The sequence below is a fragment of the Pseudomonas sp. MC6 genome (genome assembly GCF_054790575.1).
This window is the reverse complement of record NZ_CP186504.1, coordinates 6,001,998-6,028,459: the sequence shown is the minus strand read 5'-3', so window position 1 is coordinate 6,028,459 and position 26,462 is coordinate 6,001,998. Positions and strand designations below refer to the sequence as shown.

Genomic DNA, 26,462 nt, shown 5'->3' with positions numbered 1-26,462 from the left:
ATTCCTGTCGCTCCACAAGAATAAGGAACCGTCATGTTCGATATCAGCACGTTCCCCAAAGCCGATGCCGTCCGCCGGGCTGCGCAATTGAGTCAGGAAGACTATCGGCGCCTGTACCGCGAATCCATTGAACACCCCAGCACCTTCTGGGCCGAACAGGCCACGCAGTTCCTCGACTGGAGCACACCGTGGCAGACCGTTCAGCGCTACGACCTGAAAACCGGTGAAGCCGCCTGGTTTGCCGGGGGCAAACTGAACGTCAGCTACAACTGCATCGACCGCCACCTGGAAAAGCGCGGCGAACAGACCGCACTGCTCTGGGAAGGCGACGATCCGGCCGAATCGGCACAAATCACTTACAAAAAACTCCATCACCATGTCTGCCGCTTGGCCAACGTGCTGAAAAGCCGTGGCGTGAACAAAGGCGACCGGGTGTGCATCTACATGCCGATGATCCCCGAAGCTGCCTACGCTATGCTTGCCTGTGCACGAATCGGCGCGGTCCATTCGGTGGTGTTTGGCGGCTTCTCTCCTGATTCCCTGCGTGACCGTATTCTCGATGCCGATTGCCGCACAGTGATCACCGCCGACGAAGGTGTACGCGGCGGCAAGTTCGTGCCGCTCAAGCAGAACGTCGACAAAGCCCTGCAGAGTTGCCCGGACGTCAGCACCGTCGTGGTGGTAGAGCGCACCCAAGGCAACGTCGACTGGGTCGAAGGCCGCGACCTCTGGTATCACCAGGCTGTACGCGATGTCAGCGACGATTGCCCAGCGGAACCAATGGACGCCGAAGATCCGCTGTTCATCCTCTACACCTCGGGCAGCACCGGTAAACCCAAAGGCGTACTGCACACCACCGGCGGCTATTTGCTGCAAGCGGCGATGACTTTCAAATATGTGCTCGATTACCGCGACGGCGAGGTGTTCTGGTGCACCGCCGATGTTGGTTGGGTCACCGGCCACAGCTACATCGTCTACGGCCCGCTGGCCAACGGCGCGACCACGCTGATGTTCGAAGGCGTGCCGAGCTACCCGAACAGTTCACGACTCTGGCAGGTCATCGATAAACACCAGGTCAACATTTTCTACACCGCACCCACTGCGCTGCGCGCGTTGATGCGTGAAGGTGCCGAACCGTTGAAGGAAACGTCGCGGCAGAGCCTCAGATTACTCGGCAGCGTCGGTGAGCCAATTAACCCGGAAGCGTGGGAGTGGTATTTCAACGTGGTCGGCGAACAGCGCTGCCCTATCGTCGACACTTGGTGGCAGACCGAGACCGGCGGCATCATGCTCAGCCCGCTGGTCAGCGCCCAGCGGATCAAACCGGGCTGCGCCACGCAGCCGATGTTCGGCGTACAACCGGTACTGCTCGATGAACACGGAAAGGAAATCAAAGGCGCCGGCAGCGGCGTGCTGGCGATCAAATCCAGTTGGCCGGCGCAGATCCGCAGCGTCTACGGCGACCCGCAACGCATGGTCGACACCTATTTCAAACCCTACCCCGGCTACTACTTCACCGGCGACGGCGCGCGCCGCGATGAGGATGGCGATTACTGGATCACCGGGCGCATCGACGACGTGATCAACGTCTCCGGCCACCGCATCGGCACCGCCGAAGTCGAAAGCGCGCTGGTGCTGCACGACAGCATCGCCGAAGCCGCCGTGGTCGGTTACCCCCACGACGTCAAAGGTCAGGGCATCTACGCCTTCGTCACACCCATGAACGGCACCGAACCGAATGACGAGTTGAAAAAAGAATTGCTCGCCCACGTCAGCAAGGAAATCGGCAGCTTCGCCAAACCAGACCTGATCCAGTGGGCGCCGGCCTTGCCGAAAACCCGTTCAGGCAAGATCATGCGGCGCATTCTGCGCAAGATCGCCTGCAACGAACTCGACAGCCTCGGCGACACCTCGACCCTGGCTGATCCTAGTGTGGTGCAAGGCCTGATCGACAAGCGCCTCAATCAGTAACACCCCGGGCGCGGTCAAACGGCCGCGCCCGCCCTTTCGCACTGAGTGGTCATGGAATTCATCCGCAGTCGTATTGAAAACCAACTCATGAGCCTGACCGGGCTGTCCCTCGGCCAACTCGATCTGGAAAACCCCAAGGGCGATCCCGGCCTGTTCGGCCCCGACTCGGTCAGTTGGCAAGTGCACGGCGATTTCAGCAGCATGTTGATCGGCGGGATCAGCGCGTTGTTGCTGCAAGCCCTGCATCCACTGGCACTGGCCGGGGTTTGGGATCATTCGAATTTTCGCCAGGACATGCTCGGGCGCTTGCGGCGTACCAGCCAGTTTGTTTCCGGCACCACGTTTGGCTCGCGCCGCGATGCAGATTGGTTGATCGAGAAGGTACGCACCATTCACCTGCAAGTCGTCGGCACCGCGCCGGATGGCCGGCCTTATGCGGCCAGCGATGCGGATTTGCTGACGTGGGTGCACGTGGCTGAAGTCAGTAACTTTCTGGCGGCGCATTTGCGTTATCGCAATCCGCAGTTGTCGGGGGCGGATCAGGATCGTTATTACGCGGAAATCGCCGTGATTGCCGAACGCCTCGGTGCGCGGGATGTGCCGAAATCGCGGCAAGCCGTAGCCGATTATCTGCAACGCATGCGCCCGCAGTTGCTGTGCGATGAGCGCAGCCGTGAGGTTTTGCGCTTGTTGCTCGACGCACCGGCGCCGAGTGTTCTGGCGCGACCGTTTGGCGATCTGATGATGAAGGCCGGTATCGATCTGTTGCCGGATTGGGCCAGCGATATGCTTGATGTGCGACAGAGTTCGCTGCAGCGCCAGTTGATTCGCGCCAGTGTCAAACGCAGCGCACCGATGCTGCGCTGGGCGATGCGCAATGGTTCGGTGCAACGCGCCAAACGCCGGATGGGGCTGAGCTGACGCTCAGAGCCGCAAGCTGCAAGCTGCAAGATTTAAGCTTGGGGATTGAAGCTTGGAGCTTGCCGCTCAGTAACTGCTAAACTCCCGCGCCCCCATTCTCTCCAGCAAGGCGCCCGCATGTCTTCCTTGAATCAGGCGCTGCGCGCCGCCCTCGATCAACGCCAGGATCTGCTGGCCGAGTTGCACCGCCAGGGCACCGATTGCTATCGGCTGTTCCACGGCAGCCAGGAAGGCGCCGGCGGTCTGACTATCGACCGCTATGGCCCGCAACTGCTGGTGCAAAGCTTCCACCAGACGCTCGAGCGCGATGACCTGCTGCAATTGCACGCGATGGTTAATCAGAGCCTGGGGCTGGAAACGTTGCTGGTCTACAACGACCGCTCCCGTGGCAATTCGCGCATTGATCGTGAAGACAGCGTCTACAAAGCCGAAGACGCCGCGCTGGCCGATCTGGTCGGTCACGAATGGGGTCTGAACTACCGGGTGCGCGGTCGCCATGCCGGACAAGACCCGCTGCTGTTCCTCGACCTGCGCAACACGCGCGGCTGGGTCAAGGATCACGCCAAAGGCAAATCCGTGCTCAACCTGTTCGCCTACACCTGCGGCGTCGGCCTCAGTGCGGCCGCCGGTGGCGCGCGTGAAGTGTGCAACCTGGATTTCGCCGAAGGCAATCTGGCGGTCGGTCGCGAAAACGGTCTGCTCAACCCGCAGTTGCCCGAGATGGAGTTCATCCAGTCGGACTACTTCCCGGCCATTCGCCAACTCGCCGGCCTGCCGATCAGCCAGCGTCGCGGGCAGAAACTGCCGAGCTACCAACGCCTCGATCAGCGCCAATACGACCTGGTCCTGCTCGACCCGCCCGCGTGGGCCAAGAGCGCATTCGGCACTGTCGATTTACTGCGCGACTACCAGAGCCTGCTCAAACCGGCCCTGCTGACCACCGCCGACAACGGCGTGCTGATCTGCTGCAACAACCTGGCGAAAGTCAGCATGGACGACTGGCGCGAGCAGGTGCTGCGCTGCGCCGAGAAGGCTGGGCGACCGGTACGTGAGTGGAGCGTGATGACACCGGGCGCCGACTTCCCGTCCATGGACCAGCAACCGCCGCTGAAAACCCTGATCCTGCAGCTCTGATCCGACCGCGCGGCTGACAACTGTCCAATGAGGGAGCGAGCCTGCTCGCGAACGCGGAGCATCAGCCAACTAATAGAGCGACTGGTATGACGCCTTCGCGAGCAGGCTCGCTCCCACATGGAAAGCGTTCCGACAGAAGAATCTGAACAATCCTGCTCCATGCGAGGTACTTCGGAACCAGAATCGCGTGCCATACTCCAAGGCACTCCGATTCAGACAGATGAAGCCGCACATGCCCAAAGGATTGATTCGCGCGATTGGCGCCCTGTTGACTGCTCTGGCCCTCTACAGCCTGCTGGGGTTTCTGATTTTGCCAGGCATCGCCCTGCGTGTGGCCAATCAACAACTGGCCAATTACGCCACGGTGCCTGCGCATATCCAGCGTGTCGAACTCAACCCGTTCAGCCTTGAAGTCACCCTGTGGGGGCTGGTCATTGGCGAGCCGGGCAAGGAACAGATCGGTTTCGATCGCCTGTACGCCGACCTGCAAATCGACAGCCTGTGGACCAAAGCCCTGCATCTGGCGAACATCGAGCTGGACAAGCCGAAGAGCGAAATCCTGTTCGCCAAAGACGGCAAGCTCAACCTGCTGGGCCTGTTCAATGTGCCGGCCAGTGAGCCAACACCAGCCGACCCCAACGCCAAACCGTTCCCGCTGCGCATCGACAACATCAAACTGGCTGGCGGCGTCGTGCACTTTGAAGACGTGCGCCCGAGCGAACCCATCGAGTTTCTCTACGATGACCTCAGCTTCGAACTGAAAAACCTCAGCACCCTCCCCGAAGACAGCGCCGACATGACCCTGGTCGCCATCGGCCCCGCTGGCGGCCGGATCGACTGGAGTGGCAATTTCAGCCTGATCCCGTTCACCTCCGAAGGCACCCTGAAAGTCACCGACGGCAAGATGAAAGCCTTCTGGCCCTACGTGCGTGATTCAGTGCCCTTGGTGCTTGAAGACGGTGTGATCAGTCTCAGCAGCGAATACAAACTCAATCTGTCGAAAGAAACCGAACTGCAGTTGAACAACGTGGCGGTGAGCATCGCGCCGTTTGCCATCAAAGCCCCGGACGGACGGCCACTGGCGAAACTCGAACGCCTCGACGTCAGCGAAACCTCGGTGGATCTGGCCAAGCAACAAGTCGTGGTCGGCAAGATCCGCAGCAACAAACTGGAAACCTGGGCAGCCCTTGAAGCCGACGGACAACTGGACTGGCAGAAACTGTTCGCCAGCCAACCGTCGAAACCCGCCGCCAAAGCCGCCGCAGAACCGGCAGACACGCCGGCCGCTGCCGACTCGCCAAAAGCTGAACCCACTGCGCCGAGCAAGCCTTGGCAGGTGCTGCTCAAAGACGTGCAATTGCGTAACTACACCGTGCATCTGGCCGACCGTTCGGCAACACCTGCGGTGGCACTGGATATCACCCCGCTGAACGTCGACCTGCAAGACTTCGACAGCCTCAACGGTTCGCCCTTCCAGCTCAAGCTCGATAGCGGCGTGGGCAAGCAAGGCAAGATCACGGCCGACGGCACCGTCAATCTCGCCCCGGTCAACGCCCAGCTCAATGTGAAAACCCAGGACATCGACCTGCGCGTCGCACAGTCCTACATCAACCCGTTCATTCGCCTGGAACTGCGCAGCGGCATGCTCGGCAGTGATCTGAAGGTCAATCTGAAAAGCACCGAACCGCTGGCGCTCAGCGTCACCGGACGGGCGCAGATCGATCAACTGCACACCCTCGACACTCTGAAAACCCGCGACTTCCTCAAGTGGCAGCAGGTGGTCGTCGAAGGCCTGAATTATCAACACGGCGACAGCCTGTCGATCGACAAGGTCAACCTGTTCCAGCCTTATGTGCGGTTCATGATCAACGATGATCGCACCACCAACATTGACGATCTGCTGATTCCGCAGCCCGCCGACAGCGGCACCAAAACCACAGCGGCGAAACCGGCCAGCAACGAAAAACCGCTGGGCATTCACATTGGCAGCATCGCCATCAACGACGGCTCGGCCAACTTCGCCGACTTCAGCCTGACGCCGAACTTCGCCACCGCCGTGCAGCAGCTCAACGGCCAGATCGGCACCATCGACAGCCGTCAGGCGAAACCGGCCAGCGTCGACATCAAAGGCAAGGTCGACCGCTATGCACCGGTGACCATCAAGGGCGCGGTGAATCCGTTCGACCCGATGGCCAGCCTCGACATCGCTACCAGTTTCAAACGCGTCGAGCTGACCACGTTGACGCCCTACTCCGGCAAATTCGCCGGGTACCGCATCCGCAAAGGCCGGCTCAACCTCGACCTGCATTACCTGATCACCAAGGGCCAGCTCAAAGCCGAAAACAAAGTGGTGGTCGAGCAATTGCAGCTCGGCGAAAAAGTCGACAGCCCGGATGCCGTGAGCCTGCCGCTGAAATTGGCGATTGCCTTGCTCAAGGATGTCGACGGCAAGATCTCCATCGAATTGCCGGTGACCGGCGACTTGAACAACCCGCAGTTCAGCGTGATGCCGATTGTCTGGCAGACCCTGCGCAACCTGATCGTCAAAGCCGCCGCCGCGCCATTCAAGATGATTGGCGGCCTGATCAGTGGTGGCAGTTCGCAAGACCTTGGCACCGTGTCGTTTGCTCCGGGTTCCAGCGAGTTGAGCAAGGATGCCGAAGCGGCGCTGATCAAACTGTCTCAGGCGCTGAAGGAGCGTCCGGCACTGCGTCTGGAGATCGAAGGCACGGCCGCCAAAAGCAGTGACGGCCCGTTGCTCGCCGAGCAGCGTCTGGAACGTGAATACCAGTACAACTACTACAAGATGCTCCAGCGTCGTGGCGATAAAGTCCCGGCTCAGGCGTCGCTGCTGCAAGTGCCCGACAGCGAGAAAGGTCCACTGCTCGAGGGCATTTACCGCACCCGCCTGAAAACCCAGCCGCCGGCCGAATGGAAGGATCTGGGCAAGGAAGAACGCACGGCGAAGATGCGCGAAGGGGTGATCCAGTTCTGGAGTGGCAGCGATGTGTTGCTGCGCCAATTGGGTCAGGACCGTGCCAGCAGCATCAAGGATTATCTGGTTGATAAAGGCCAACTGGCAGACGACCGCGTGTACTTCATCGACGCCAATCTGGGTGAAGCCGAGAGCGATGGCCGCGTAGTAACGCAAATGCATCTGGATGCCGAGTGATGAAACCGCAGTGGCTGGCCTTGATCGCAATGACGTTCGCGGCCAGTCACGCCTCGGCGTCCGATACCCTGCGCTGCGGCAGTCAGTTGATCAGCCTTGGCGACCGCTCAAGCGAAGTCCTGCAAAAGTGCGGTGAGCCGGTCAGTCGCGATTTGCTCGGCTACAAGCGCAGCGCCAATCGCCGCGAGGAGTTTCAGGTCGAGGAATGGACCTACGGCCCAAGTAACGGCATGTTTCAATACCTGCGCTTCGAAGGCAATCGCCTGCGCCAGATCAACAGCAAACGCGGTAACTGACCCGACACCGATTCCCCCTGTAGGAGTGAGCCTGCTCGCGATAGCGGTCTGTCAGCTAATCAAATTGCGGACTGACACACCGCTATCGCGAGCAGGCTCACTCCTACATTTGTTTTGTGTTGTCTCTGAAATAGAACAGGCCCCGACACAAGTGGCGGGGCCTGTAATGGTCACATCCGTGTGACCGTTCGCATGAACTCTAAAGTTGCGGCAGACGTATTGCTCGGCCCGTCTGTCGCGCCTTCTCCCGGTCCAGGCGAGAAGTCATGCCTTACTCGGCTTTCAGGCCGTCAGCGGAGACCGCTTTGACGCCTTTGATTTTCTTGGCGATCGCAACAGCAACGTCTTTCTGCGATTCAGTTACAGCAGTAGTCGACGACAGCGATACAACGCCTTTGTTGGTTTCTACTTTGATGTCAGTGCCTGGAATGCCTTTTTCGGTGACCAAGTCAGCTTTGACTTTGGTGGTGATCCAAGTGTCAGAAGTAGCTTCTTTAGCCTGGGTGACTTCACCGGCAGCCAGAGTCATTGGAGCCTGGGTAGCCTGAGTGGATTGTGCGAATGCACCGGAAGCCATGGTCAGGGTCAGCGCGGTAGCAGCAGCGGCAGTGATAGCGAACTTCTTCATACGAGTAACTCCTGTTTTTCTGGAAAGTCTGCTGGTTGTCTTGTCAGCAGGGTTACCAAGGTAGTTGCGAACGCTGTGCCAACTTTTGCAGCTATATAATTTCTTTATAAATCAACAAGTTATACTTATCACGAATTTTCGAAATCATGCAATTTGCATGAGCCGGACAATATTCGCATGCAACTTGCGGTTTTTTGGAAAGTTCCTAAGACGCTGAAATTATTGAAGCTTTTGTGAACGGCTGCGCAATGAAAAATGCCCCGCATTGCGGGGCATTCTGGTCAGCACACAACCCAGTTATGTACCACTGGCGGTGCAGCCTTTAGGCGAGTAATCCGGCGACACGTTTGTAGTACACGCCCACCCAGTGGTGGCGGTACGTGTCAGAGTGATTGTTTTACCCAGCACAGGAGCTGGCGCGTTGGCGATCGTACAAACGATTGTTCCCGCACCATCGGCGGCAGTACCGGAGGCCGTCAGCGCGCAATTGGATGTCGAGGTCGCCGCATCGCCCTTCACGATGGCCAGTGTCGGATTGGTTCCTTGATTGATGGTGTCTTCAAACGGCACCTTCAGCGCACTGATCTCCGCCAGCCCCGCCGTTACCTTCGACCGCGCCTGATACTTGGAATACTGCGGCAAGGCGATGGTCGCCAGAATCCCGATGATCGCCACCACGATCAGCAGTTCGATCAGAGTAAAACCTTGTTGTTTTTTCATAGACACGCTCCATGCATGAGTCGAAATCTCATGATCTGCAAGGGACGCAGCATAGGCCATGCCAACGCCTCCAAGCCCAGCCCGTTGGGCGCGAACCCCCTACAACGCCTTTTCCTACAACCCGCAACCGCACTATCTGACAATTTTTGTCACCTGCACCGGGCGTGTTTGGCGCTGTCACTTGACTAGGCTATAAGTCATGAACTGCAAGCGTGCGGGATCCCCATGAATGACATCGCTCTGAGCGGTCTGGCCAAACAATTGGTGCAGGCCGAACTGCTCACGGAAAAAGGCGCCCAGCAAGCCTGGCAACAGGCCCAGCGCAATCGCCTGTCGCTGGTCAGCTATCTGGTGCAGAACAAACTGGTGAAAAGCTCACAGGTCGCCGAGATCGCTTCCGAGCACTTCGGCATGGCGTTCCTCGATCTCAACTGTCTGGACAAGGAAACCCAGCCCAAAGGCCTGGTCAGCGAAAAACTCGTACGCCAGCATCACGCCCTGCCTTTGTGGCGACGCGGCAACAAGCTGTTCGTGGGGATTTCCGACCCGAGCAATCATCAAGCGATCAACGACATTCAGTTCAGTACCGGGCTGAGCACCGAAGCCATTCTGGTCGAGGACGACAAGCTCACCGATGCCATCGAGAAGTTCTTCGACACCCACACCAGTGGCCTGGAAGACATGGCCGATGTCGATCTCGATGGCCTCGATGTCGAATCAATCGACGACAGCAAACAGGAGGCCATCGGTGGCCTCGATGCCGACGATGCGCCGGTGGTGCGTTTCGTTCACAAGATGCTGCTAGACGCGATCAAGAGCGGCTCATCCGACTTGCACTTCGAACCTTACGAGAAGAACTACCGGGTGCGGGTGCGCACCGACGGCATCCTGCGCGAGGTGGCCAAGCCACCGGTTCAACTGGCCGGGCGCATCGCCGCACGCCTGAAAGTCATGGCCAGCCTCGATATCTCGGAACGGCGCAAACCGCAGGACGGGCGGATCAAGATGCGTCTGTCGAAGAGCAAGTCGATCGATTTCCGCGTCAACACCTTGCCGACCCTGTGGGGCGAGAAAGTGGTGATCCGGATCCTCGACCCGTCCAGTGCGCAGATCGGCATCGACGCCCTTGGCTATGAACCAGAGCAGAAAGACCTGTACATGGCCGCGCTCAAGCAGCCACAGGGCATGATTCTGGTCACCGGGCCCACCGGATCGGGTAAAACCGTGTCGCTGTACACCGGCCTGAATATCCTCAACACCGTCGACATCAACATCTCCACCGCTGAAGACCCGGTGGAAATCAACATGGAAGGCATCAACCAGGTCAACGTCAATCCCAAACAAGGACTCGACTTTGCTCAGGCGCTGCGCTCGTTTCTGCGCCAGGACCCGGACGTGATCATGGTCGGCGAGATCCGCGATCTGGAAACCGCCGAGATCGCGATCAAGGCTGCGCAGACCGGTCACCTGGTGCTCTCGACCCTGCATACCAACAGCGCCGCGGAAACTCTGACGCGCCTGCATAACATGGGCATTCCCGGTTTCAACATCGCCACGTCGGTCAGTCTGATCATCGCCCAGCGCCTGGCGCGCAAACTGTGCAGCCACTGCAAGAAGCCCATCGAGATCCCACGCGAAACTTTGATCAAGGAAGGCTTCCCCGAGGAACGCATCGGTCATTTCACGATCTACGAGCCGGTCGGTTGCGATCACTGCAACGGCGGTTACAAGGGACGGGTGGGGATTTATGAAGTGGTGAAAAACACACCGGAGCTGCAACGCTTGATCATGGCCGAAGGCAACTCGCTGGAAATCGACATTCAAATGCGCCGCGACGGCTTCGACGACCTGCGCACCTCCGGGCTGCACAAGGCCATGCAAGGCATCACCAGCCTTGAAGAAATCAACCGGGTCACCAAGGACTGAACATGGCGGTCAAGGCAGCGAAAATCAGCATTTATGCCTGGGAAGGCACGGACAGGAAAGGCAGCAAAGTCACTGGCGAATTAAGTGGACAGAACCCTGCACTGATCAAGGCACAACTGCGTAAACAGGGGATCAATCCCGGCAAAGTACGCAAGAAGACCGCGTCGTTGTTGAGCTTTGGCAAACGCATCAAAGCCCAGGACATTGCTCTGTTCACCCGGCAGATGGCGACCATGATGAAGGCTGGTGTGCCGCTGCTGCAGTCGTTCGACATCATTGGCGAAGGCTTTGAAAACCCGGCCATGCGCAAACTGGTGGACGAGGTGAAGCAGGAGGTCGCGGCCGGTAACAGCTTCGCCACAGCCCTGCGCAAGAAGCCGCAGTATTTCGACGAGTTGTATTGCAATCTGGTCGACGCCGGCGAGCAGTCCGGCGCACTCGACACGTTGCTGGAACGGGTCGCGACCTATAAGGAAAAAAGCGAACGGCTCAAGGCCAAGATCAAAAAAGCCATGACCTACCCCACCGCCGTGGTGCTGGTGGCAGCAGTCGTGACCGGAATACTGCTGGTTAAAGTGGTGCCGCAGTTTCAGTCGGTGTTTTCCGGTTTCGGCGCAGAGCTGCCGGCCTTCACGCTGATGGTGATCAGTCTGTCGGAATTCATGCAGCAATGGTGGTGGGCGATTCTCGGCGCGCTGGTCGTGACGATCTTTGGTACTCGCCATGCACTGAAAACATCTCAGGCATTACGCGATCGCAAAGACACCTGGCTATTGAAACTGCCCTTGGTGGGCACGCTGATGTACAAATCCGCCGTGGCGCGATTCGCTCGAACCCTGTCGACCACATTCGCTGCCGGTGTGCCGCTGGTGGAAGCGCTCGACTCGGTGGCCGGCGCCACCGGCAACGTGGTGTTCAAGCGTGCTGTGCTGCGGATTCGTCAGGACGTCTCGACCGGCATGCAGCTGAATTTTTCGATGCGCAGCACCGGGGTCTTTCCCAACATGGCCGTGCAAATGACCGCGATCGGCGAAGAGTCCGGCGCGCTGGATGAGATGCTCGACAAGGTCGCGGGGTTTTACGAAGAGGAAGTGGATAACATGGTCGACAACCTCACCAGCCTTATGGAGCCATTTATCATGGTGGTGCTGGGGGTAATCGTCGGTGGGCTGGTGGTGGCCATGTATTTGCCGATCTTCCAACTTGGCTCAGCGATCTGACATGCCTATCGAAGAACTGTTCGCCCTGTATCCGCTGGCCTTTGTCTTCACCGCCCTGCTGCTGGGTCTGGTGGTCGGCAGCTTCCTCAACGTGCTGATCTGGCGTCTGCCGAAAATGCTCGAGCGCGACTGGCGCCAGCAGGCCCACGATGTGCTCGGTTTGCCTGGTGAAACGCCGCTGCCCACTTACAACCTGATGCTGCCGCACTCCGAATGTCCGCATTGCGCCCACCGGATTCGCCCGTGGGAAAACATTCCCCTGTTGAGTTACCTGTGGCTGCGCGGGCGCTGCTCTGCGTGTACCGCACCGATCAGCAAACGTTATCCACTAACCGAACTGGCCTGTGGGTTGCTCTCGGCCTTCATCGCCTGGCACTTCGGTTTCGGTTGGCCGGCGTGCCTGTTGATCGTCCTCACCTGGGGTTTGCTGGCGATGAGTCTGATCGACACCGAGCATCAACTGTTGCCCGATGTGCTGGTACTGCCGTTGCTGTGGCTAGGGCTGATCGTCAACAGCTTCGGCTTGTTCGTGCCGTTGCACGATGCACTGTGGGGCGCGGTGGCCGGTTACCTGGCGCTGTGGTCAGTATTCTGGCTGTTCAAACTGCTGACCGGCAAGGACGGCATCGGCCACGGTGATTTCAAGCTGCTGGCGTTGCTTGGAGCGTGGGGCGGCTGGCAGATTTTGCCGCTGACGATCCTGTTGTCATCGCTGGTCGGCGCCATTATCGGGGTGATTTTGCTGCGCTTGCGTAATGAGAAAACCTCGACCCCCATCCCCTTCGGCCCCTATCTGGCAATTGCCGGCTGGATTGCCTTGCTCTGGGGTGGTCAAATAACCGACTTCTATTGGCAGTTTGTCGGTTTGAAATGAATACCCCTGTGGAAAAATCCTGGATTCTCGGCCTCACCGGCGGCATCGGCAGCGGCAAAAGCGCGGCGGCCCAGCACTTCATTGATCTGGGTATCCACGTGGTGGATGCCGATCATGCGGCGCGCTGGGTGGTAGAGCCGGGGCGTCCGGCGCTGGCAAAGATTGCCGAACACTTCGGCCCCGGCGTGCTGCTGGCCGATGGCACGCTGGATCGCGCCGCCCTGCGCAAACTGATCTTTGAAGTGCCGGAAGAACGCCGCTGGCTCGAAGCCCTGCTGCATCCGTTGATCGCCGAGGAAATCGCCCATCACCTGGCGCTGGCAAAATCGCCTTACGCGATTCTGGTTTCGCCGTTGTTGATCGAATCCGGGCAATACGCGATGACTCAGCGCATTCTGGTGATCGACGCCCCGCAACAACTGCAGATCGAACGCACCTTGCAGCGTGACCAGACCAGCGAAGAGCAGGTTCAGGCGATCCTCAAGGCCCAGTCGAGCCGCGAAGATCGCGTGAATCGTGCCGACGACGTGGTGGTCAACGACCGCGACCTCGCCTGGCTGCACAGCGAGGTCGAGCGTCTGCATCACTTATACCTGACATTATCCGGAGGCCATGCATGAGCCAGACCCCAACCGTTGAATGCCCAACCTGCGGCGCCCCCGTGGAGTTCACTGCCGAAAACAAGTTTCGGCCGTTCTGCTCCGATCGCTGCAAACTGATCGACCTCGGCGCCTGGGCGTCGGAAGAACACAAGATTCCGGTCGCACCGGACGCCGAAGATGAACTGTTTTCCGGCGATTTCGATCCGCGCCACTGATCCGATCAGGGCCGCATAAAGCCGTAGTCCTGATTGTCGTCGAGGTTTTCCGCGAGAAAACGCAACTCGTCGGCCAGGTCTTCGGCGTTGCGCACGGCCTTGCTCTGCTGCACCACCGCACTGAGCAAGGCGCGCAAACTCAACCCCGGGTCAAAGCCCACCTCCTGCGCCATGTCCAGACTCTGCCGGGTTTCCTGCCTTGCCCACTCGTAAACGCTCATGCCGCTGCTCCTGAAGGGATTTGTGCGAGCATGAAATTTCCCGCGCGCAGCGGGTTTGATGTGGATCAAGACTTCGGATCGTCGTCCTTCCACGGCGCCGAAAGGTAGCGTGTGCGGTTGAAGGTCTCCAGCCATTCCGGGCTGAATACCACCAGGGCACTGACGATCATGCCGTTGATGAACGCCTCGGGAAACAGCAGCAGCCACAGATAACCGATGAAATCTTCCAGCCACTCCGGCATGGCAAAGAGACCGTCGTACCACAGCAGCGTCAAGCTGAGGATCAGGCACAACAGGGCTGACAGCGCGGCGGCAAAGAAGCCGGAACAGAAGATGTACACGAACGGATTGCGTGGCTGAGAACGCTCGACGAGGATCGCCACGCATTCGGTGATCAACACCGGTAACAGAATCAGCAGCGAACCATTAACCCCGATGGCCAGCAGATCCTGACGACCCAGTAGCACCAGACCGATCTGCGCGACCAGACCACCGACAATCGCCAGCGGCCAGTCCAGCAGTAATGTCACCGCCGTCATGCCGATGAAGTGATAAGACACGCCCGTGTCGAAATCCCTGCGCACCAGCCACAACAGAAACAAGGCGAACACGGTGCCAAACAACAGATGCTGACGCCGGCTGTCACTGAACAACTCGACCCACGGCGCACGCAAAATCGCCCAGAGCAGCACCGGCACATAAATCAGCCAGCCGAGCGTCAGGCTCGCCGTCGAAAGCAGTTCAGCTCCAATCATTCCCTCACCCTCCATCGACATTCAGCTGTAGGAGCTGCCGAAGGCTGCGATCTTTTGATTTAACAGCAAGATCAAAAGATCGCAGCCTTCGGCAGCTCCTACAAGGGCAAGGTGAACGGGCGGTTCAAGCAAAGCTTTCTGCTTGTCGCATTTGAACGCTAAGCTTGGGCTTATGGATGACTCAGATTATTTACGCCTGCTGACCATCGCGGCCGAGCAGGCCAACGCCTTTCTGTCCAATGCCCGCAAATGGGAGCGTGAGCGTTGGGTCTGCCAGCGCCTGCTGCAAGGCCTGAACATTCCCTACCGCGCCGATGAATTCGCGCCGGCCGGCGAGCCGCCGGACGTGCTGTTTCGCGATGCCAATTTCGAGGTGTTCTTCGTGCTCGACGAGGGGCGCCGGCTCAACGATGAATGGCGCGATGAATTACAGCGACGACGCAGCGCCTTTTCTCTCAGCCAACTGGTGCGCCGTGAGGCCAAGCCCAAGCGCATTCCGGCCAATGAATTCCTGCTGCGACTGGCACCGACCTTGCGCAAGAAGGCGCACAACTACAAGGAACGTGGCATGGATCTGGGCGAACTGGATATCATCGCCTTCGCCAGCCTCAAACGTGAAGTACTGGACTTGAACAGCCATTTTCCACCGCCTACCGAATATCTGCGTCAGGGTTGGCGCTCGCTTTCCCTGGTTGGCCCGACCTTCGCCCGTGTGCTGTTCGCCCATCCGGACGCACCGGACTTTCTGCGTAGCAACCTCGGTCGCAGCATTGTTTTTGATGTGGGAATCAGCCTGTGACACCACTTCAGCAATTGATCGCCGATGTGCCGCAGACTGGGCGTGTGCGCTGGATCGGCGTGCGCCCCGAGTCGCGCGGGCCGATGATTGAACTTGATGCGGTGGAAGCGCGGCTGGAAGCAGGACTGACCGGCGATCACGCCCGCCCCGGTGTGCGTAACGCGCGGCAGGTGACGCTGATTCAGTGGGAACATCTGCCGGTGGTCAGCGCATTGATGGGGCGCCCCGATGATCAACCTGTCAGGCCTGAAGATCTGCGCCGTAATCTCGTTATCAGCGGTATCAATTTGTTTAGCCTCAAGGGTCGGCGCTTTCGTATCGGTCAGGCAATATTCGAAACCACGGGCTGGTGTCAGCCCTGCGCACGGCTGCAGAACAACCTTGGCCCGGGCACCTTTCAAGCGGTGCGCGGCCATGGCGGAATTACCGCGCGGGTGTTACAAAGCGGGATCATTCGCCTCGAAGACCGGGTCAGCGTCGAACCGGTTCCGGACAGCGGCTATGCTGCGTTCAACCCCGGATAGAAACCGCTGTAGCTTCTGCCCATTCAGCAACGTCTACCTGACGAGGCAAATATGACCAGCCGCCTGAACCCCGAAGACCAGAAACATGTCGAAGAGTACCTGCAACTGTCCCAACACCGAGTCGAGCGCCGGCCTTTCCGGCCGTGGATGCTCCTGGTGCTGGTGCTGGCAGTGACCATTGGTCTGGGCCTGTTGAGCCGATTTATCAGTTACCTGACGCTATGAGCTGCCTCGCGCTCGCTTGGGTAACGACACCGATTTCCTTTAAAAACCTTGCGAGTTATCCCTATGTCCCATCGTATTGTTATTGTCGGCGGCGGCGCCGGCGGTCTGGAGTTGGCTACCCGTCTGGGTAAGACTCTGGGCAAGCGCGGCACGGCCAGTGTGATGCTGGTCGACGCCAATCTGACGCACATCTGGAAGCCGCTGTTGCACGAAGTGGCCGCCGGATCGCTGAACTCTTCCGAAGACGAACTCAACTATGTTGCCCAGGCAAAATGGAACCACTTCGAGTTCCAGCTGGGGCGCATGAGCGGGCTCGATCGCGCGCAGAAGAAAATCCAGTTGGCCGCCACCTACGATGAAAACGGCGTAGAACTGGTGCCGGCGAGGGAAGTGCAGTACGACTCGCTGGTGATCAGCGTCGGCAGCACCACCAATGATTTCGGCACGCAGGGCGCGGCGCAGCACTGCCTGTTCCTCGACACCCGCAAACAGGCCGAGCGCTTCCATCAGCAACTGCTCAATCACTATCTGCGTGCACACGCCGGGCAAACCGATGTGGTCGAGCAAATCAGTGTGGCCATCGTCGGCGCTGGCGCCACGGGTGTTGAACTGGCGGCAGAACTGCACAACGCCGCCCACGAACTGGCGGCTTATGGTCTGGACCGGATCAAACCGGAAAACATGCACATCACCCTGATCGAAGCCGGCCCACGGGTGTTGCCTGCCCTGCCGGAACGCATCAGCGGGCCGGTACACAAGACCCTGGAAAAACTCGGGGTCAATGTGATGACCAACGCTTCGGTCAGCGAAGTGACCGCCGACAGCCTGATCACTGCCGATGGCAATGAGATCAAGGCCAGCCTGAAAGTCTGGGCAGCGGGCATTCGCGCACCGGGTTTCCTCAAGGACATCGACGGCCTGGAAACCAACCGCATCAATCAACTGCAAGTGCTGCCTACCCTGCAAACCACGCGCGATGAAAACATTTTCGCCTTCGGCGATTGCGCGGCCTGCCCACAACCGGGCACCGATCGCAACGTGCCGCCACGGGCGCAAGCCGCACACCAACAGGCGTCGCTGCTGGCCAAGTCGCTGAAACTGCGCATCGAAGGCAAGACTCTGCCGGAGTACAAATACACCGACTACGGCTCGCTGATCTCGCTGTCGCGTTTTTCCGCTGTGGGTAACTTGATGGGCAACCTGACCGGCAGCGTGATGCTCGAAGGCTGGCTGGCGCGGATGTTTTACGTGTCGCTGTATCGCATGCACCAGATGGCATTGTACGGGCCGTTCCGCACGGCGATGTTGATGCTGGGCAGCAAGATTGGTCGAGGCACCGAGCCGCGTTTGAAACTGCATTGATGTAAAAACCTGTAGGAGTGAGCCTGCTCGCGATAGCGGTGCGTCAGTCGACATCATTGTTGAATGACACACCGCTATCGCGAGCAGGCTCACTCCTACATTTGATTTGTGATTCTGTCTCGTAATGTATCTGCGTCCGTAATATCTAACCTTCGCTTACAAACTCCCCGCCTGGCGACACAGTCGCGATACACCGCCACCGCTTAATGGCCACACCCGAGCAGCACCTGCTCAGGCAATCGTCCTTAACATGTGGTTGCACAGCGCAGCCCAGGAGAATGTAAATGTCCGGTACTTCGACCCTCGGTAAAAAATCCATTGGCCTGATCGGCGCCGCGCTGGCGGGCGGCTTGATGTTGTCCGGTTCGGTGTTTGCCGCTCAACCACTGACGCAGGGCTACATGGTCGCTTCGGCAGAAACTTCGGTGAAAGCGCCGGAGGGCAAATGCGGTGAAGGCAAATGTGGTGATGCTTCGATGGCCAAGACGGACAGCGACGGTGACGGCAAGGTCTCGCGCGCCGAATTCCTGAAAGTCGCGCCGAAGTCCGACTTCGACAAGATCGACACCAACCATGACGGTTTCATCGACGAGCAAGAGGCCTACAACAACGTGAAGGCCAACTTTGAAGCCAATGGCAAGAAGATGCCAAAAGGCCTGTTCGAGCACCTGAAAGATCAAGACGGCGCCTGATCAGCAGAAAAAACCAAGCCGCGCTTCTCTTGGGAGAAACGCGGCTTTTTCACGTCTGCCGTTTATAACTGGAAACGCCGGACCATGCCCTGCAAGGCGTTGGCCAGTTGCGACAACTCTTGGCTGGAGGCACTGGTCTGATCGGCACCGGCGGCCGAACGTACCGACAGATCACGAATGTTCACCAGGTTGCGATCCACTTCCCGCGCGACTTGCGCTTGTTCTTCCGCAGCACTGGCAATGACCAGATTACGCTCATGGATCTCATGCACCGAGGCGGTAATGGTTTGCAGCGCCTCACCAGCGCGCTCAGCCAACGCCAGCGTGGTCGTCGCCCGTGCGGTACTGGCCTGCATCGAATCCAGCGCCAGGCTCGAACCGCTGCGCATGCCCTGGACCATCTGCTCGATCTCCTGCGTCGACTGCTGCGTGCGATAAGCCAGCGCCCGCACTTCATCAGCCACTACGGCAAAGCCTCGTCCGCTCTCGCCGGCGCGCGCCGCTTCAATCGCTGCGTTGAGCGCCAGCAGATTGGTCTGCTCGGCAATCGCCCGAATCACGTCCAGCACTTTGCCGATGTCCTGCGACTGGTTGGCCAGTGATTGCACCAACTCGCCGGTTTGCTGCACATCGTTGGCCAGTGCGTTGATGGCGGTGGCGGTCTCACTGACGCGCACTTGGCCCAGATGCGCCGACTCGCTGGACTGGCGAGTCGCGTCAGATGTCGACACCGCATTGCGTGCGACCTCTTCCACCGCGGCGGTCATCTGGTTGACGGCAGTCGCGGCCTGTTCGATTTCGTTGTTCTGTTGTTGCAGCCCCTGTGTGCTGTCGAGCGTCACCGCATTGAGTTCATCGGCAGCCGTCGCCAGTTGCATCGCCGAACCGCTGATGCCTTGCAGCGTCTCACGCAGGTTCTGTTGCATGGTTGCCAAGGCTTTGAGCAAGCGACTGACTTCATCGTTGCCATGGGTTTCGATCGGTCGGGTCAGATCACCCTGCGCGACACTTTCTGCTGCACTCACTGCACTGCTCAGCGGACGAACGATGCTGCGCGTGAGCATCATCGCCAGTGCTACGGTGGCCAGTGCGGCCAAGGCAATGAACAAACTGACAATCGTGCGCGAGTTTTCGTAGTGCGCAGCGGACTTCTGGCTTTCGGCGGCGACCTGTTTGGCGAACAGGTCTGCCAGATCGTTGAGTTGCTTGCCGGAGCCATCGACCACTGTCTTCATGTCGACCAGCAACAATTTGGTCAGCTCATCACGCTTGCCTTGCTCAGCAAGGGCGAAGGATTGAGCGATGCCACTGCGATAGGCAGCGAAGGTTTTCTTGAACTGGTCGTATAGCTGCTGGCCTTCCGGGGTGTTGACCAGTTTGTCGTAAGCGGCGATTTTCTCGCTCAGCTCCTTGTCGCGGGTGTCCATCTGGCTGCGGTAGGTGGCGATATTGTTGGTGTCCTGATCCAGCGCCATGCGCAGCGAGATGGTGCGGATACGCAGCATGATCTCGCGAATCTCGTCGCCGCCACGAATACTTGGCAGCCACTGGTTTTCCACCGCGACTTCACTGTCGCGAATACTCGACATCTGCCCGAGGGCAAAAACGCCGAGCAAGGCCACCAACACCGCGATCAGGGCGAACCCCAGGGCCGCCCGGGGAGCAATATTCAACTGACGAAGCAACATGACGAACGCCCTTATTCTTGTATTGGCCAGATTCAAGGGGCGAAGCCATGGCAGTCCCCTCGTGTTAGCGGGCTATCGGCAGGTTGTATGATGACTTGAAGGGGAAATGCGTTTTTGTCGGACAAAAAAAATCCCCGTATCTTTCGATACGAGGATTTTTAATATGGTCGGGGTAAGGGGATTCGAACTCCTGACATCCTGCTCCCAAAGCAGGCGCGCTACCGGACTGCGCTATACCCCGGTAAAAAAAAGGCGACCTTTCAAAGATCGCCTTCTTCGATCAGCGCTTTTGGCCTCTGATCTTAAGATTCGATCCCAGCGTTAACTGGTTTCAAAAATGGTGGGTCGTGTGGGATTCGAACCTACGACCAATTGGTTAAAAGCCAACTGCTCTACCAACTGAGCTAACGACCCAAAAATGGTCGGGGTAAGGGGATTCGAACTCCTGACATCCTGCTCCCAAAGCAGGCGCGCTACCGGACTGCGCTATACCCCGGCTTGAAATTGGCTCCGTGACCAGGACTCGAACCTGGGACCCAATGATTAACAGTCATTTGCTCTACCGACTGAGCTATCACGGAACTACATATTTCAATTTACAACGGTGAAACTTGTTGCATCTAGTCACTCGTTCGCATCGCTGCGTTCGTGTGTCTGAGGCGCGCTATTCTACAACCTAGAACACCTCTGTCAACCCCCTAAATTGCTTTCAAGTTAATGATTTGCAACTTATTTCAGATTTCAACTCAGTGAGCTGAGACCGTCTTGGCGACTGACTGCGGGGCGCACTTTACAAGCCTTTTCCTTTGAGTTCAACAGCCTAACGAAAAAAAAGGCCCTACGATGTAGGGCCTGCCAATTTTCATTAGCGCTTGGACTCAGTTGAAAACGATTTCGTCGTTCTCGACAGCCCCGCTCGCCGTGTCGCCTGGCATGAAGTGACCCGAAAGAATCAACTGCGCCAGCGGGTTTTCGATCCAGCGCTGAATCGCCCGCTTCAAAGGACGAGCGCCATACACCGGGTCGTAACCGACAGCAATCAACTTGTCCATCGCCTCCGGGCTGAGTTCCAGCTTCAGCTCACGCTCGGCCAGGCGAGTGCGCAGACGGCCCAACTGGATCTCGGTAATGCCCGCGATCTGATCCCGCGCCAAAGGCTCGAAGATCACCACTTCGTCGACCCGGTTGATGAACTCCGGACGGAAGTGCGACGTAAGCGCATCCATCACCGCTGCGCGCTGCGCCTCACGATCACCGACCAGTTCCTGGATCTGTACCGACCCCAGGTTCGAAGTCATGACGATCACAGTATTGCGGAAGTCCACCGTGCGGCCATGACTGTCGGTCAAGCGGCCATCCTCAAGCACTTGCAGCAAGATGTTGAACACATCCGGGTGTGCCTTCTCGACTTCGTCCAGCAGGATCACCGAGTACGGCTTGCGACGCACAGCCTCGGTCAGGTAACCGCCTTCTTCGTAACCGACGTATCCCGGTGGCGCACCGATCAGACGCGCCACGGAATGTTTCTCCATGAACTCGGACATGTCGATCCGTACCATCGCCTCTTCAGTATCAAAGAGGAATTCGGCCAGTGCCTTGCACAGCTCGGTTTTACCAACACCGGTCGGGCCGAGGAACATGAACGAGCCGCTTGGACGATTCGGGTCGGACAACCCGGCACGCGAACGCCGTACCGCGTTGGCCACAGCGACCACGGCTTCCTCCTGACCAATCACCCGTTTGTGCAACAGGCTTTCCATCTTCATCAGTTTGTCGCGCTCGCCTTCGAGCATTTTCGACACGGGAATGCCGGTCCACTTCGATACGACTTCGGCGATCTCTTCTTCAGTCACCTTGCTACGCAGCAGCTGGTTTTCGCTCTTGCCGTGCTGATCGACCATTTGCAGGCTGCGCTCCAGATCCGGGATCACCCCGTACTGCAACTCGGCCATGCGGTTAAGGTCGCCTTTACGGCGTGCGGCCTCCAGTTCCTGACGCGACTGTTCGATCTTCTGCTGAATCTGTGCAGAACCCTGCACCTCGGCTTTTTCCGAGTTCCAGATTTCTTCCAGATCCGAATACTCGCGCTCGTGACGGACGATTTCTTCCTGAAGTTTCTCCAGACGTTTCATCGCCGCTTCGTCGCTTTCTTTCTTCAGCGCCTGGGATTCCACCTTCAACTGAATCAGGCGACGCTCCAGACGATCGAGCACTTCCGGCTTGGAATCGATTTCCATACGGATGCGGCTGGCGGCCTCGTCGATCAGGTCGATGGCCTTGTCCGGCAACTGCCGGTCAGTGATGTAGCGATGGCTGAGCTTGGCCGCGGCGATGATCGCGCCGTCGGTGATTGCCACCTTGTGGTGAACCTCGTAACGCTCTTTAAGGCCACGCAGGATGGCGATGGTGTCTTCTTCACTCGGCTCATCCACCAATACTTTCTGGAAGCGTCGTTCGAGCGCCGCGTCCTTCTCTATATATTGGCGGTACTCGTTGAGCGTGGTCGCGCCGACGCAGTGCAACTCGCCGCGAGCCAGTGCAGGCTTGAGCATGTTGCCGGCATCCATCGAGCCTTCGCCTTTACCGGCGCCGACCATGGTGTGCAGTTCGTCGATGAACAGAATGATCTGCCCTTCCTGTTTCGACAGCTCGTTGAGCAGCGATTTCAGGCGCTCTTCGAACTCACCGCGGTACTTGGCACCGGCAATCAGCGCGCCCATATCGAGCGAGAGCAGACGCTTGCCTTTGAGGCCGTCCGGCACTTCGCCGTTGATGATGCGCTGGGCCAGACCTTCGGCGATGGCGGTTTTACCCACGCCAGGTTCGCCGATCAGCACCGGGTTGTTCTTGGTGCGACGTTGCAGAACCTGAATGGTGCGACGAATTTCGTCATCACGACCGATCACCGGATCGAGCTTGCCGTCTTCGGCGCGCTTGGTCAGGTCAACGGTGTATTTATCCAGCGCCTGCCGCGACTCCTCGTGGTTGGCGTCGTTTACCGCTTCGCCGCCACGCAGGTTGTTGATCGCGTTTTCCAGGGCTTTCTTGCTCACGCCCTGGCCGAGCAGCAACTTGCCGAGCTTGCTGTTTTCGTCCATCGCGGCGAGCAACACCAGTTCGCTGGAGATGAACTGGTCGCCCTTCTGCTGGGCCAGACGGTCAGCCTGATTGAGCAGGCGCGCCAGATCCTGCGACATGTTGACGTCGCCGGTCGGGTTCTGGATTTTCGGTAATTGGTCGAGCTCTTTGGTCAGCTCTTTGCGCAAGCTGTTGACGTCGAAGCCCACCTGCATCAGCAGAGGTTTGATCGAACCACCCTGCTGTTCAAGCATGGCTTGCATCAAGTGCGCCGGCTCGATGGCCGGATGATCGTGGCCGACTGCCAACGACTGGGCGTCGGACAAGGCCAACTGTAATTTGCTGGTTAAACGGTCTATTCGCATAAGTCACCTTCCTTTTGAGCAGGCCGGACCTAAAAACCATCCTGAATAAAGAAACCTGCCAGATACCGCTATAGATGCGGTCGATTCTGCAAGATTCAAGCGTCAGAGGGTTGATGCAGATCAGAGAGTTTAGCGGGTGAGCCAGATAAGGGAGGCGAAGCGACCGGTGCGCGAAGCACGGCGATAAGAGAAGAAGCGTGAATCGGTCACGGTGCAGAAACCGCCACCATAAACAGCGGTGACACCACGTTCAGCCAGACGCAGGCGCGCCAGCAAATAGATGTCAGCCATGAACTTGCCGGCATTGTCGCTCGGCACGAAGGCTTCTGCCGCCGCGGGCAATTGATTGATGAAGACTTCCCGCACTTCCGGGCCGACTTCAAAGGCTTTCGGGCCAATCGCCGGACCCAGCCAGACCAAAACGTCTCCAGCCGGAACATCGAGGCTGTCGAGAGTTGCCTCAAGCACGCCCGCCGCCAGACCACGCCAACCGGCATGAGCCGCCGCTACACGGGTGCCGGCACGATCGCAGAACAATGCAGGCAGGCAGTCCGCCGTCATCGCCGCGCAGGCAATGCCTGGCGTTGCCGTCCAGCTGGCATCGGCGGTCGCGACAATGCCCGGATCAGCATGCGCCACGGCAATCCCGTGCACTTGCTGCAACCAGGCAGGCTGTATAGAGAAGTGATCGGTGAGGCGCCGACGGTTCTCGGCCACAGCCTCAGGACGATCATCGACATGATCGCCCAGATTGAGGCTGTCGAACGGCGCCTCGCTGACGCCACCCTCGCGGGTGGTAACGCAGGCTTTGACGCTGGCCGGCGCAGGCCAGTCCGGCGTCAGCCAGTTCATCCGATGAACGCCTCGCGATCCTGCTTGAGCAGGGTCAACAGCCAGACGAAATCTTCTGGCAGCGGCGATTCCCAGCTCATGCGCACACCGGTCGTCGGATGATCCAGCTCAAGGAAACGCGCGTGCAGGGCCTGACGCGGGAAATGCTTGAGCGATTCAACCATCGTCGGGTTCGCGGCTGGCGGAATGCGGAAACGGCCGCCATACGCCGGGTCGCCGACCAACGGGAAGTTGATGTGCGACATGTGTACGCGGATCTGGTGAGTACGACCGGTTTCCAGCTTCACCCGTACGTGGGTGTGCGAACGGAAACGCTCCAGCACGCGGTAGTGGCTGACGGCAGGCTTGCCGCCTTCCATCACCGCCATGCGCTGACGCTGCTGGCCGTGGCGACCGATCGGGGCGTTGATCTTGCCCCCGGCGGTGACCACACCGATCACGATGCACTCATAGATGCGGCTGACGCTGCGACTCTGCAGTTGCGTAACCAGCTTGGTCTGCGCCTGAATGGTCTTGGTCACCACCATCAGACCGGTGGTGTCCTTGTCCAGACGATGCACGATGCCGGCGCGTGGGACATTGATGATGTCCGGCACGTGGTGCAGCAAGGCGTTGAGCAAAGTGCCATCGGCGTGACCGGCAGCCGGGTGCACCACCAGGCCCGCAGGCTTGTTGATCACTAGAATGTCGTCGTCTTCATAGACGATGTCGAGCTCGATGTCCTGGGCGATCCACTCGCCCTGGGCTTCCTGCTCGGCAGTCAGCTCAAGGATGGCACCGCCGTGCACGATGTCGCGCGGGCGGATGACCGCCCCGTCCACAGTCAGGCGACCTTCTTTGATCCAGGCGGAAAGGCGCGAGCGAGAGTGCTCAGCGAAGAGTTGGGCAGCGACTTGATCGAGGCGTTGGCCGCCCAATTCGGACGGCACCTCTGCGCGAAGTTCAATTTTATCGGACATGCTCTGACTGTGCGTCGGCACAGCTTTTGGTTTCGGCTGCGCGCTTGTGGTTAAATACGGCGTCTTTTGCCCCGAGGCTTTTCAACGGGGCGCTCATCATAACAGGACGGCCCCGCCCAAGACAGCGGCCGTCATAGGGACGCAAGCCGCCATGCAAGTGAAACACCTGCTGCTGATCGCCATCCTCGCATTGACCGCTGCTTGCTCATCGAAGGAAGTCGTAGACGAAAACCTCAGCGAAGCCGAGCTGTATCAGCAGGCTCAGACTGACCTGGACAACAATAGCTACACCAGCGCCACAGCCAAGCTGAAGGCTCTGGAGTCGCGTTATCCGTTCGGTCGCTACGCCGATCAGGCACAGCTGGAGCTGATCTACGCCAACTATAAAAACGCCGAGCCGGAAGCTGCAAAGTCCGCTGCCGAGCGTTTCATTCGTTTGCATCCGCAGCACCCGAACGTGGATTACGCGTATTACCTCAAAGGTCTGACGTCTTTCGACCAGGACGTCGGCCTGCTGGCGCGCTTCCTGCCGCTGGACATGACCAAGCGTGACCCGGGCGCCGCGCGCGACTCGTACAACGAGTTCGCCCAACTGACCAGCCGCTACCCGAACAGCCGCTACGCGCCGGACGCCAAGCAGCGCATGATCTACCTGCGCAACCTGCTGGCGGCCTACGAAATTCACGTGGCCGACTACTACCTGACCCGTCAGGCTTATGTAGCCGCAGCCAACCGTGGTCGTTACGTCGTAGAAAACTTCCAGGAAACCCCATCGGTCGCCGATGGCCTGGCGGTAATGACTGAAGCCTATCAGCGTCTGCACCTGGACGAACTGGCGGCCACCAGCCTCGAAACCCTGAAGCTCAACTACCCGAACCACCCAAGCCTGCAGGACGGTCAGTTCGTGCCACGGGTTGCCGAAGCCGACAACCGCTCGTTCCTGAGCAAGGCGACTCTGGGTCTGATCGAATCGCGTCCACCGCTGCCGCCGGGCGAAACCCGCGCCAACCAGGACGTGCAGAAGCAGTTCCAGGACGCGAAAGACGCGATCCCGAACGAACTCAAGCCTAAAGACGAGAACGGCGACGTGATCGAAGAGCCGGAGCCTGAGTCGAGCAACACCGACCGCTCGTGGTTCAGCTACATGACTTTCGGCGTGTTCGACTGATCACACCGGCAGTACAGAAAAGGGAGATCTGCGGATCTCCCTTTTTTATAGCCGCGCATTAATAGGCTGTGCGCTTGTCGGGTCCTTGGCTAAAC

23 protein-coding genes, 4 tRNA genes and 2 pseudogenes are annotated in these 26,462 nt (G+C 58.9%); 16 read left to right on the top strand and 13 right to left on the bottom strand.

The window, feature by feature from the left end; translation table 11 throughout:
- The first annotated feature begins 33 nt into the window (after positions 1–33).
- The 5 genes from acs to ACOYXE_RS27105 all read left to right on the top strand — a co-directional run bounded on the left by acs (position 34) and on the right by ACOYXE_RS27105 (position 7,494).
- Positions 34–1,971: an acetate--CoA ligase gene (gene acs, locus ACOYXE_RS27125; RefSeq protein WP_460926945.1), complete on the top strand. Its 1,938-nt coding sequence runs from the start codon at positions 34–36 to the stop codon at positions 1,969–1,971.
- Between the two features lie 51 nt (positions 1,972–2,022).
- Positions 2,023–2,892, top strand: a complete 870-nt coding sequence (locus tag ACOYXE_RS27120) for an oxygenase MpaB family protein (protein ID WP_405122858.1) — start codon at positions 2,023–2,025, stop codon at positions 2,890–2,892.
- 117 nt (positions 2,893–3,009) lie between these two features.
- Positions 3,010–4,026 (top strand): class I SAM-dependent rRNA methyltransferase, encoded by a 1,017-nt coding sequence (locus ACOYXE_RS27115; protein ID WP_123593227.1) that lies wholly within the window; start codon positions 3,010–3,012, stop codon positions 4,024–4,026.
- A gap of 220 nt (positions 4,027–4,246) precedes the next feature.
- Positions 4,247–7,198 carry a DUF748 domain-containing protein gene (locus ACOYXE_RS27110; protein ID WP_460926943.1) on the top strand — a complete coding sequence of 984 codons (2,952 nt, stop codon included), beginning with the start codon at positions 4,247–4,249 and terminating at the stop codon, positions 7,196–7,198.
- Positions 7,198–7,494, top strand: a complete 297-nt coding sequence (locus ACOYXE_RS27105) for a DUF2845 domain-containing protein (RefSeq protein ID WP_160059456.1) — start codon at positions 7,198–7,200, stop codon at positions 7,492–7,494. The genes ACOYXE_RS27110 and ACOYXE_RS27105 overlap by 1 nt, the downstream gene beginning before the upstream one ends.
- A 271-nt stretch (positions 7,495–7,765) precedes the next feature.
- On the opposite strand, the gene ACOYXE_RS27100 is transcribed toward ACOYXE_RS27105, so the two are convergent.
- Both ACOYXE_RS27100 and ACOYXE_RS27095 read right to left on the bottom strand, forming a co-directional pair.
- A complete protein-coding gene (locus ACOYXE_RS27100; RefSeq protein ID WP_047600285.1) occupies positions 7,766–8,122 on the bottom strand; it encodes a BON domain-containing protein in 357 nt (118 codons plus the stop codon).
- A 297-nt stretch (positions 8,123–8,419) separates the two neighbouring features.
- A complete protein-coding gene (locus ACOYXE_RS27095) occupies positions 8,420–8,842 on the bottom strand; it encodes a pilin (protein WP_160059457.1) in 423 nt (140 codons plus the stop codon).
- A 225-nt stretch (positions 8,843–9,067) separates the two neighbouring features.
- Between ACOYXE_RS27095 and pilB the strand changes: the two genes are divergently transcribed.
- From pilB to yacG, 5 genes are read left to right on the top strand one after another with little or no spacing between them, the layout of a single operon-like run.
- Entirely contained in the window at positions 9,068–10,768 is a 1,701-nt protein-coding gene (gene pilB / locus ACOYXE_RS27090; RefSeq protein WP_160059458.1) for a type IV-A pilus assembly ATPase PilB, read from the top strand.
- A 2-nt stretch (positions 10,769–10,770) separates the two neighbouring features.
- Positions 10,771–11,988, top strand: a complete 1,218-nt coding sequence (locus ACOYXE_RS27085; protein ID WP_160059459.1) for a type II secretion system F family protein — start codon at positions 10,771–10,773, stop codon at positions 11,986–11,988.
- A 1-nt stretch (position 11,989) separates the two neighbouring features.
- Positions 11,990–12,862: a prepilin peptidase gene (locus tag ACOYXE_RS27080; protein ID WP_160059460.1), complete on the top strand. Its 873-nt coding sequence runs from the start codon at positions 11,990–11,992 to the stop codon at positions 12,860–12,862.
- Entirely contained in the window at positions 12,859–13,482 is a 624-nt protein-coding gene (coaE, locus tag ACOYXE_RS27075; RefSeq protein ID WP_160059461.1) for a dephospho-CoA kinase, read from the top strand. The genes ACOYXE_RS27080 and coaE overlap by 4 nt, the downstream gene beginning before the upstream one ends.
- Positions 13,479–13,679 (top strand): DNA gyrase inhibitor YacG, encoded by a 201-nt coding sequence (yacG, locus tag ACOYXE_RS27070; RefSeq protein WP_160059462.1) that lies wholly within the window; start codon positions 13,479–13,481, stop codon positions 13,677–13,679. Before coaE ends, yacG begins: the two co-directional genes overlap by 4 nt.
- Before the next feature lie 5 nt (positions 13,680–13,684).
- Here yacG and ACOYXE_RS27065 read toward each other — a convergent pair whose 3' ends face one another.
- Together ACOYXE_RS27065 and ACOYXE_RS27060 are read right to left on the bottom strand one after the other, a co-directional pair.
- Complete coding sequence (locus tag ACOYXE_RS27065; RefSeq protein WP_038369048.1) at positions 13,685–13,900, bottom strand: hypothetical protein; 216 nt, start codon at positions 13,898–13,900, stop codon at positions 13,685–13,687.
- A 65-nt stretch (positions 13,901–13,965) separates the two neighbouring features.
- A complete protein-coding gene (locus ACOYXE_RS27060) occupies positions 13,966–14,655 on the bottom strand; it encodes an energy-coupling factor ABC transporter permease (RefSeq protein WP_460926937.1) in 690 nt (229 codons plus the stop codon).
- Between the two features lie 172 nt (positions 14,656–14,827).
- On the opposite strand from ACOYXE_RS27060, the gene ACOYXE_RS27055 reads away from it, so the two are divergent.
- The 5 genes from ACOYXE_RS27055 (at position 14,828) to ACOYXE_RS27035 (ending at position 18,257) form a co-directional block, all read left to right on the top strand.
- Positions 14,828–15,454 carry a DUF1780 domain-containing protein gene (locus ACOYXE_RS27055; protein ID WP_007909887.1) on the top strand — a complete coding sequence of 209 codons (627 nt, stop codon included), beginning with the start codon at positions 14,828–14,830 and terminating at the stop codon, positions 15,452–15,454.
- Positions 15,451–15,978: an MOSC domain-containing protein gene (locus ACOYXE_RS27050; RefSeq protein WP_460926935.1), complete on the top strand. Its 528-nt coding sequence runs from the start codon at positions 15,451–15,453 to the stop codon at positions 15,976–15,978. Before ACOYXE_RS27055 ends, ACOYXE_RS27050 begins: the two co-directional genes overlap by 4 nt.
- 51 nt (positions 15,979–16,029) lie before the next feature.
- Entirely contained in the window at positions 16,030–16,203 is a 174-nt protein-coding gene (locus ACOYXE_RS27045) for a DUF3094 domain-containing protein (protein WP_007909875.1), read from the top strand.
- A 63-nt stretch (positions 16,204–16,266) separates the two neighbouring features.
- On the top strand, positions 16,267–17,565 hold the full coding sequence (locus tag ACOYXE_RS27040) for an NAD(P)/FAD-dependent oxidoreductase (RefSeq protein WP_016986237.1): 1,299 nt from the start codon (positions 16,267–16,269) through the stop codon (positions 17,563–17,565).
- Between the two features lie 284 nt (positions 17,566–17,849).
- The gene (locus ACOYXE_RS27035; protein ID WP_405122851.1) at positions 17,850–18,257 is read left to right on the top strand and encodes an HvfA family oxazolone/thioamide-modified RiPP metallophore; all 408 of its coding nucleotides are present in this window, start codon (positions 17,850–17,852) and stop codon (positions 18,255–18,257) included.
- 62 nt (positions 18,258–18,319) lie between these two features.
- On the opposite strand, the pseudogene ACOYXE_RS27030 reads toward ACOYXE_RS27035, so the two are convergent.
- The 9 genes and pseudogenes from ACOYXE_RS27030 to rluD form a co-directional block, all read right to left on the bottom strand.
- Positions 18,320–18,919 (bottom strand): annotated as a pseudogene (locus ACOYXE_RS27030) (methyl-accepting chemotaxis protein); the annotation flags it as partial.
- 303 nt (positions 18,920–19,222) lie between these two features.
- Positions 19,223–19,945: pseudogene (locus ACOYXE_RS27025) on the bottom strand (MCP four helix bundle domain-containing protein); the annotation flags it as partial.
- A 164-nt stretch (positions 19,946–20,109) separates the two neighbouring features.
- A tRNA-Pro gene (locus tag ACOYXE_RS27020) sits at positions 20,110–20,186 on the bottom strand.
- 97 nt (positions 20,187–20,283) lie between these two features.
- Positions 20,284–20,359 (bottom strand) — tRNA-Lys (locus tag ACOYXE_RS27015).
- A 5-nt stretch (positions 20,360–20,364) separates the two neighbouring features.
- Positions 20,365–20,441: transfer RNA gene (locus tag ACOYXE_RS27010), tRNA-Pro, on the bottom strand.
- A gap of 9 nt (positions 20,442–20,450) precedes the next feature.
- A tRNA-Asn gene (locus tag ACOYXE_RS27005) sits at positions 20,451–20,526 on the bottom strand.
- Between the two features lie 297 nt (positions 20,527–20,823).
- The gene (gene clpB / locus ACOYXE_RS27000; RefSeq protein ID WP_160059467.1) at positions 20,824–23,388 is read right to left on the bottom strand and encodes an ATP-dependent chaperone ClpB; all 2,565 of its coding nucleotides are present in this window, start codon (positions 23,386–23,388) and stop codon (positions 20,824–20,826) included.
- Between the two features lie 129 nt (positions 23,389–23,517).
- Positions 23,518–24,240, bottom strand: a complete 723-nt coding sequence (gene pgeF, locus ACOYXE_RS26995) for a peptidoglycan editing factor PgeF (protein ID WP_160059468.1) — start codon at positions 24,238–24,240, stop codon at positions 23,518–23,520.
- Positions 24,237–25,199: a 23S rRNA pseudouridine(1911/1915/1917) synthase RluD gene (rluD, locus tag ACOYXE_RS26990; protein WP_460926932.1), complete on the bottom strand. Its 963-nt coding sequence runs from the start codon at positions 25,197–25,199 to the stop codon at positions 24,237–24,239. Before rluD ends, pgeF begins: the two co-directional genes overlap by 4 nt.
- Before the next feature lie 151 nt (positions 25,200–25,350).
- Here rluD and ACOYXE_RS26985 point away from each other — a divergent pair, with 151 nt between their 5' ends.
- Positions 25,351–26,367 carry an outer membrane protein assembly factor BamD gene (locus ACOYXE_RS26985; protein ID WP_160059469.1) on the top strand — a complete coding sequence of 339 codons (1,017 nt, stop codon included), beginning with the start codon at positions 25,351–25,353 and terminating at the stop codon, positions 26,365–26,367.
- Positions 26,368–26,462 lie beyond the last annotated feature (95 nt).

Excerpts from the sequence above, each read along its gene's own strand:
- ACOYXE_RS27035 (WP_405122851.1), top strand. The coding sequence starts at position 17,850 with ATGTCCGGTACTTCGACCCTCGGTAAAAAATCCATTGGCCTGATCGGC.
- yacG (WP_160059462.1), top strand. The coding sequence starts at position 13,479 with ATGAGCCAGACCCCAACCGTTGAATGCCCAACCTGCGGCGCCCCCGTG.
- ACOYXE_RS27055 (WP_007909887.1), top strand. The coding sequence starts at position 14,828 with ATGGATGACTCAGATTATTTACGCCTGCTGACCATCGCGGCCGAGCAG.
- ACOYXE_RS27080 (WP_160059460.1), top strand. The coding sequence starts at position 11,990 with ATGCCTATCGAAGAACTGTTCGCCCTGTATCCGCTGGCCTTTGTCTTC.
- ACOYXE_RS27100 (WP_047600285.1), bottom strand. The coding sequence starts at position 8,122 with ATGAAGAAGTTCGCTATCACTGCCGCTGCTGCTACCGCGCTGACCCTG.
- ACOYXE_RS27120 (WP_405122858.1), top strand. The coding sequence starts at position 2,023 with ATGGAATTCATCCGCAGTCGTATTGAAAACCAACTCATGAGCCTGACC.
- ACOYXE_RS26985 (WP_160059469.1), top strand. The coding sequence starts at position 25,351 with ATGCAAGTGAAACACCTGCTGCTGATCGCCATCCTCGCATTGACCGCT.
- acs (WP_460926945.1), top strand. The coding sequence starts at position 34 with ATGTTCGATATCAGCACGTTCCCCAAAGCCGATGCCGTCCGCCGGGCT.
- ACOYXE_RS27095 (WP_160059457.1), bottom strand. The coding sequence starts at position 8,842 with ATGAAAAAACAACAAGGTTTTACTCTGATCGAACTGCTGATCGTGGTG.
- pilB (WP_160059458.1), top strand. The coding sequence starts at position 9,068 with ATGAATGACATCGCTCTGAGCGGTCTGGCCAAACAATTGGTGCAGGCC.
- coaE (WP_160059461.1), top strand. The coding sequence starts at position 12,859 with ATGAATACCCCTGTGGAAAAATCCTGGATTCTCGGCCTCACCGGCGGC.
- pgeF (WP_160059468.1), bottom strand. The coding sequence starts at position 24,240 with ATGAACTGGCTGACGCCGGACTGGCCTGCGCCGGCCAGCGTCAAAGCC.
- ACOYXE_RS27085 (WP_160059459.1), top strand. The coding sequence starts at position 10,771 with ATGGCGGTCAAGGCAGCGAAAATCAGCATTTATGCCTGGGAAGGCACG.
- ACOYXE_RS27065 (WP_038369048.1), bottom strand. The coding sequence starts at position 13,900 with ATGAGCGTTTACGAGTGGGCAAGGCAGGAAACCCGGCAGAGTCTGGAC.
- ACOYXE_RS27115 (WP_123593227.1), top strand. The coding sequence starts at position 3,010 with ATGTCTTCCTTGAATCAGGCGCTGCGCGCCGCCCTCGATCAACGCCAG.
- ACOYXE_RS27060 (WP_460926937.1), bottom strand. The coding sequence starts at position 14,655 with ATGATTGGAGCTGAACTGCTTTCGACGGCGAGCCTGACGCTCGGCTGG.
- clpB (WP_160059467.1), bottom strand. The coding sequence starts at position 23,388 with ATGCGAATAGACCGTTTAACCAGCAAATTACAGTTGGCCTTGTCCGAC.
- ACOYXE_RS27040 (WP_016986237.1), top strand. The coding sequence starts at position 16,267 with ATGTCCCATCGTATTGTTATTGTCGGCGGCGGCGCCGGCGGTCTGGAG.
- rluD (WP_460926932.1), bottom strand. The coding sequence starts at position 25,199 with ATGTCCGATAAAATTGAACTTCGCGCAGAGGTGCCGTCCGAATTGGGC.
- ACOYXE_RS27105 (WP_160059456.1), top strand. The coding sequence starts at position 7,198 with ATGAAACCGCAGTGGCTGGCCTTGATCGCAATGACGTTCGCGGCCAGT.
- ACOYXE_RS27045 (WP_007909875.1), top strand. The coding sequence starts at position 16,030 with ATGACCAGCCGCCTGAACCCCGAAGACCAGAAACATGTCGAAGAGTAC.
- ACOYXE_RS27110 (WP_460926943.1), top strand. The coding sequence starts at position 4,247 with ATGAAGCCGCACATGCCCAAAGGATTGATTCGCGCGATTGGCGCCCTG.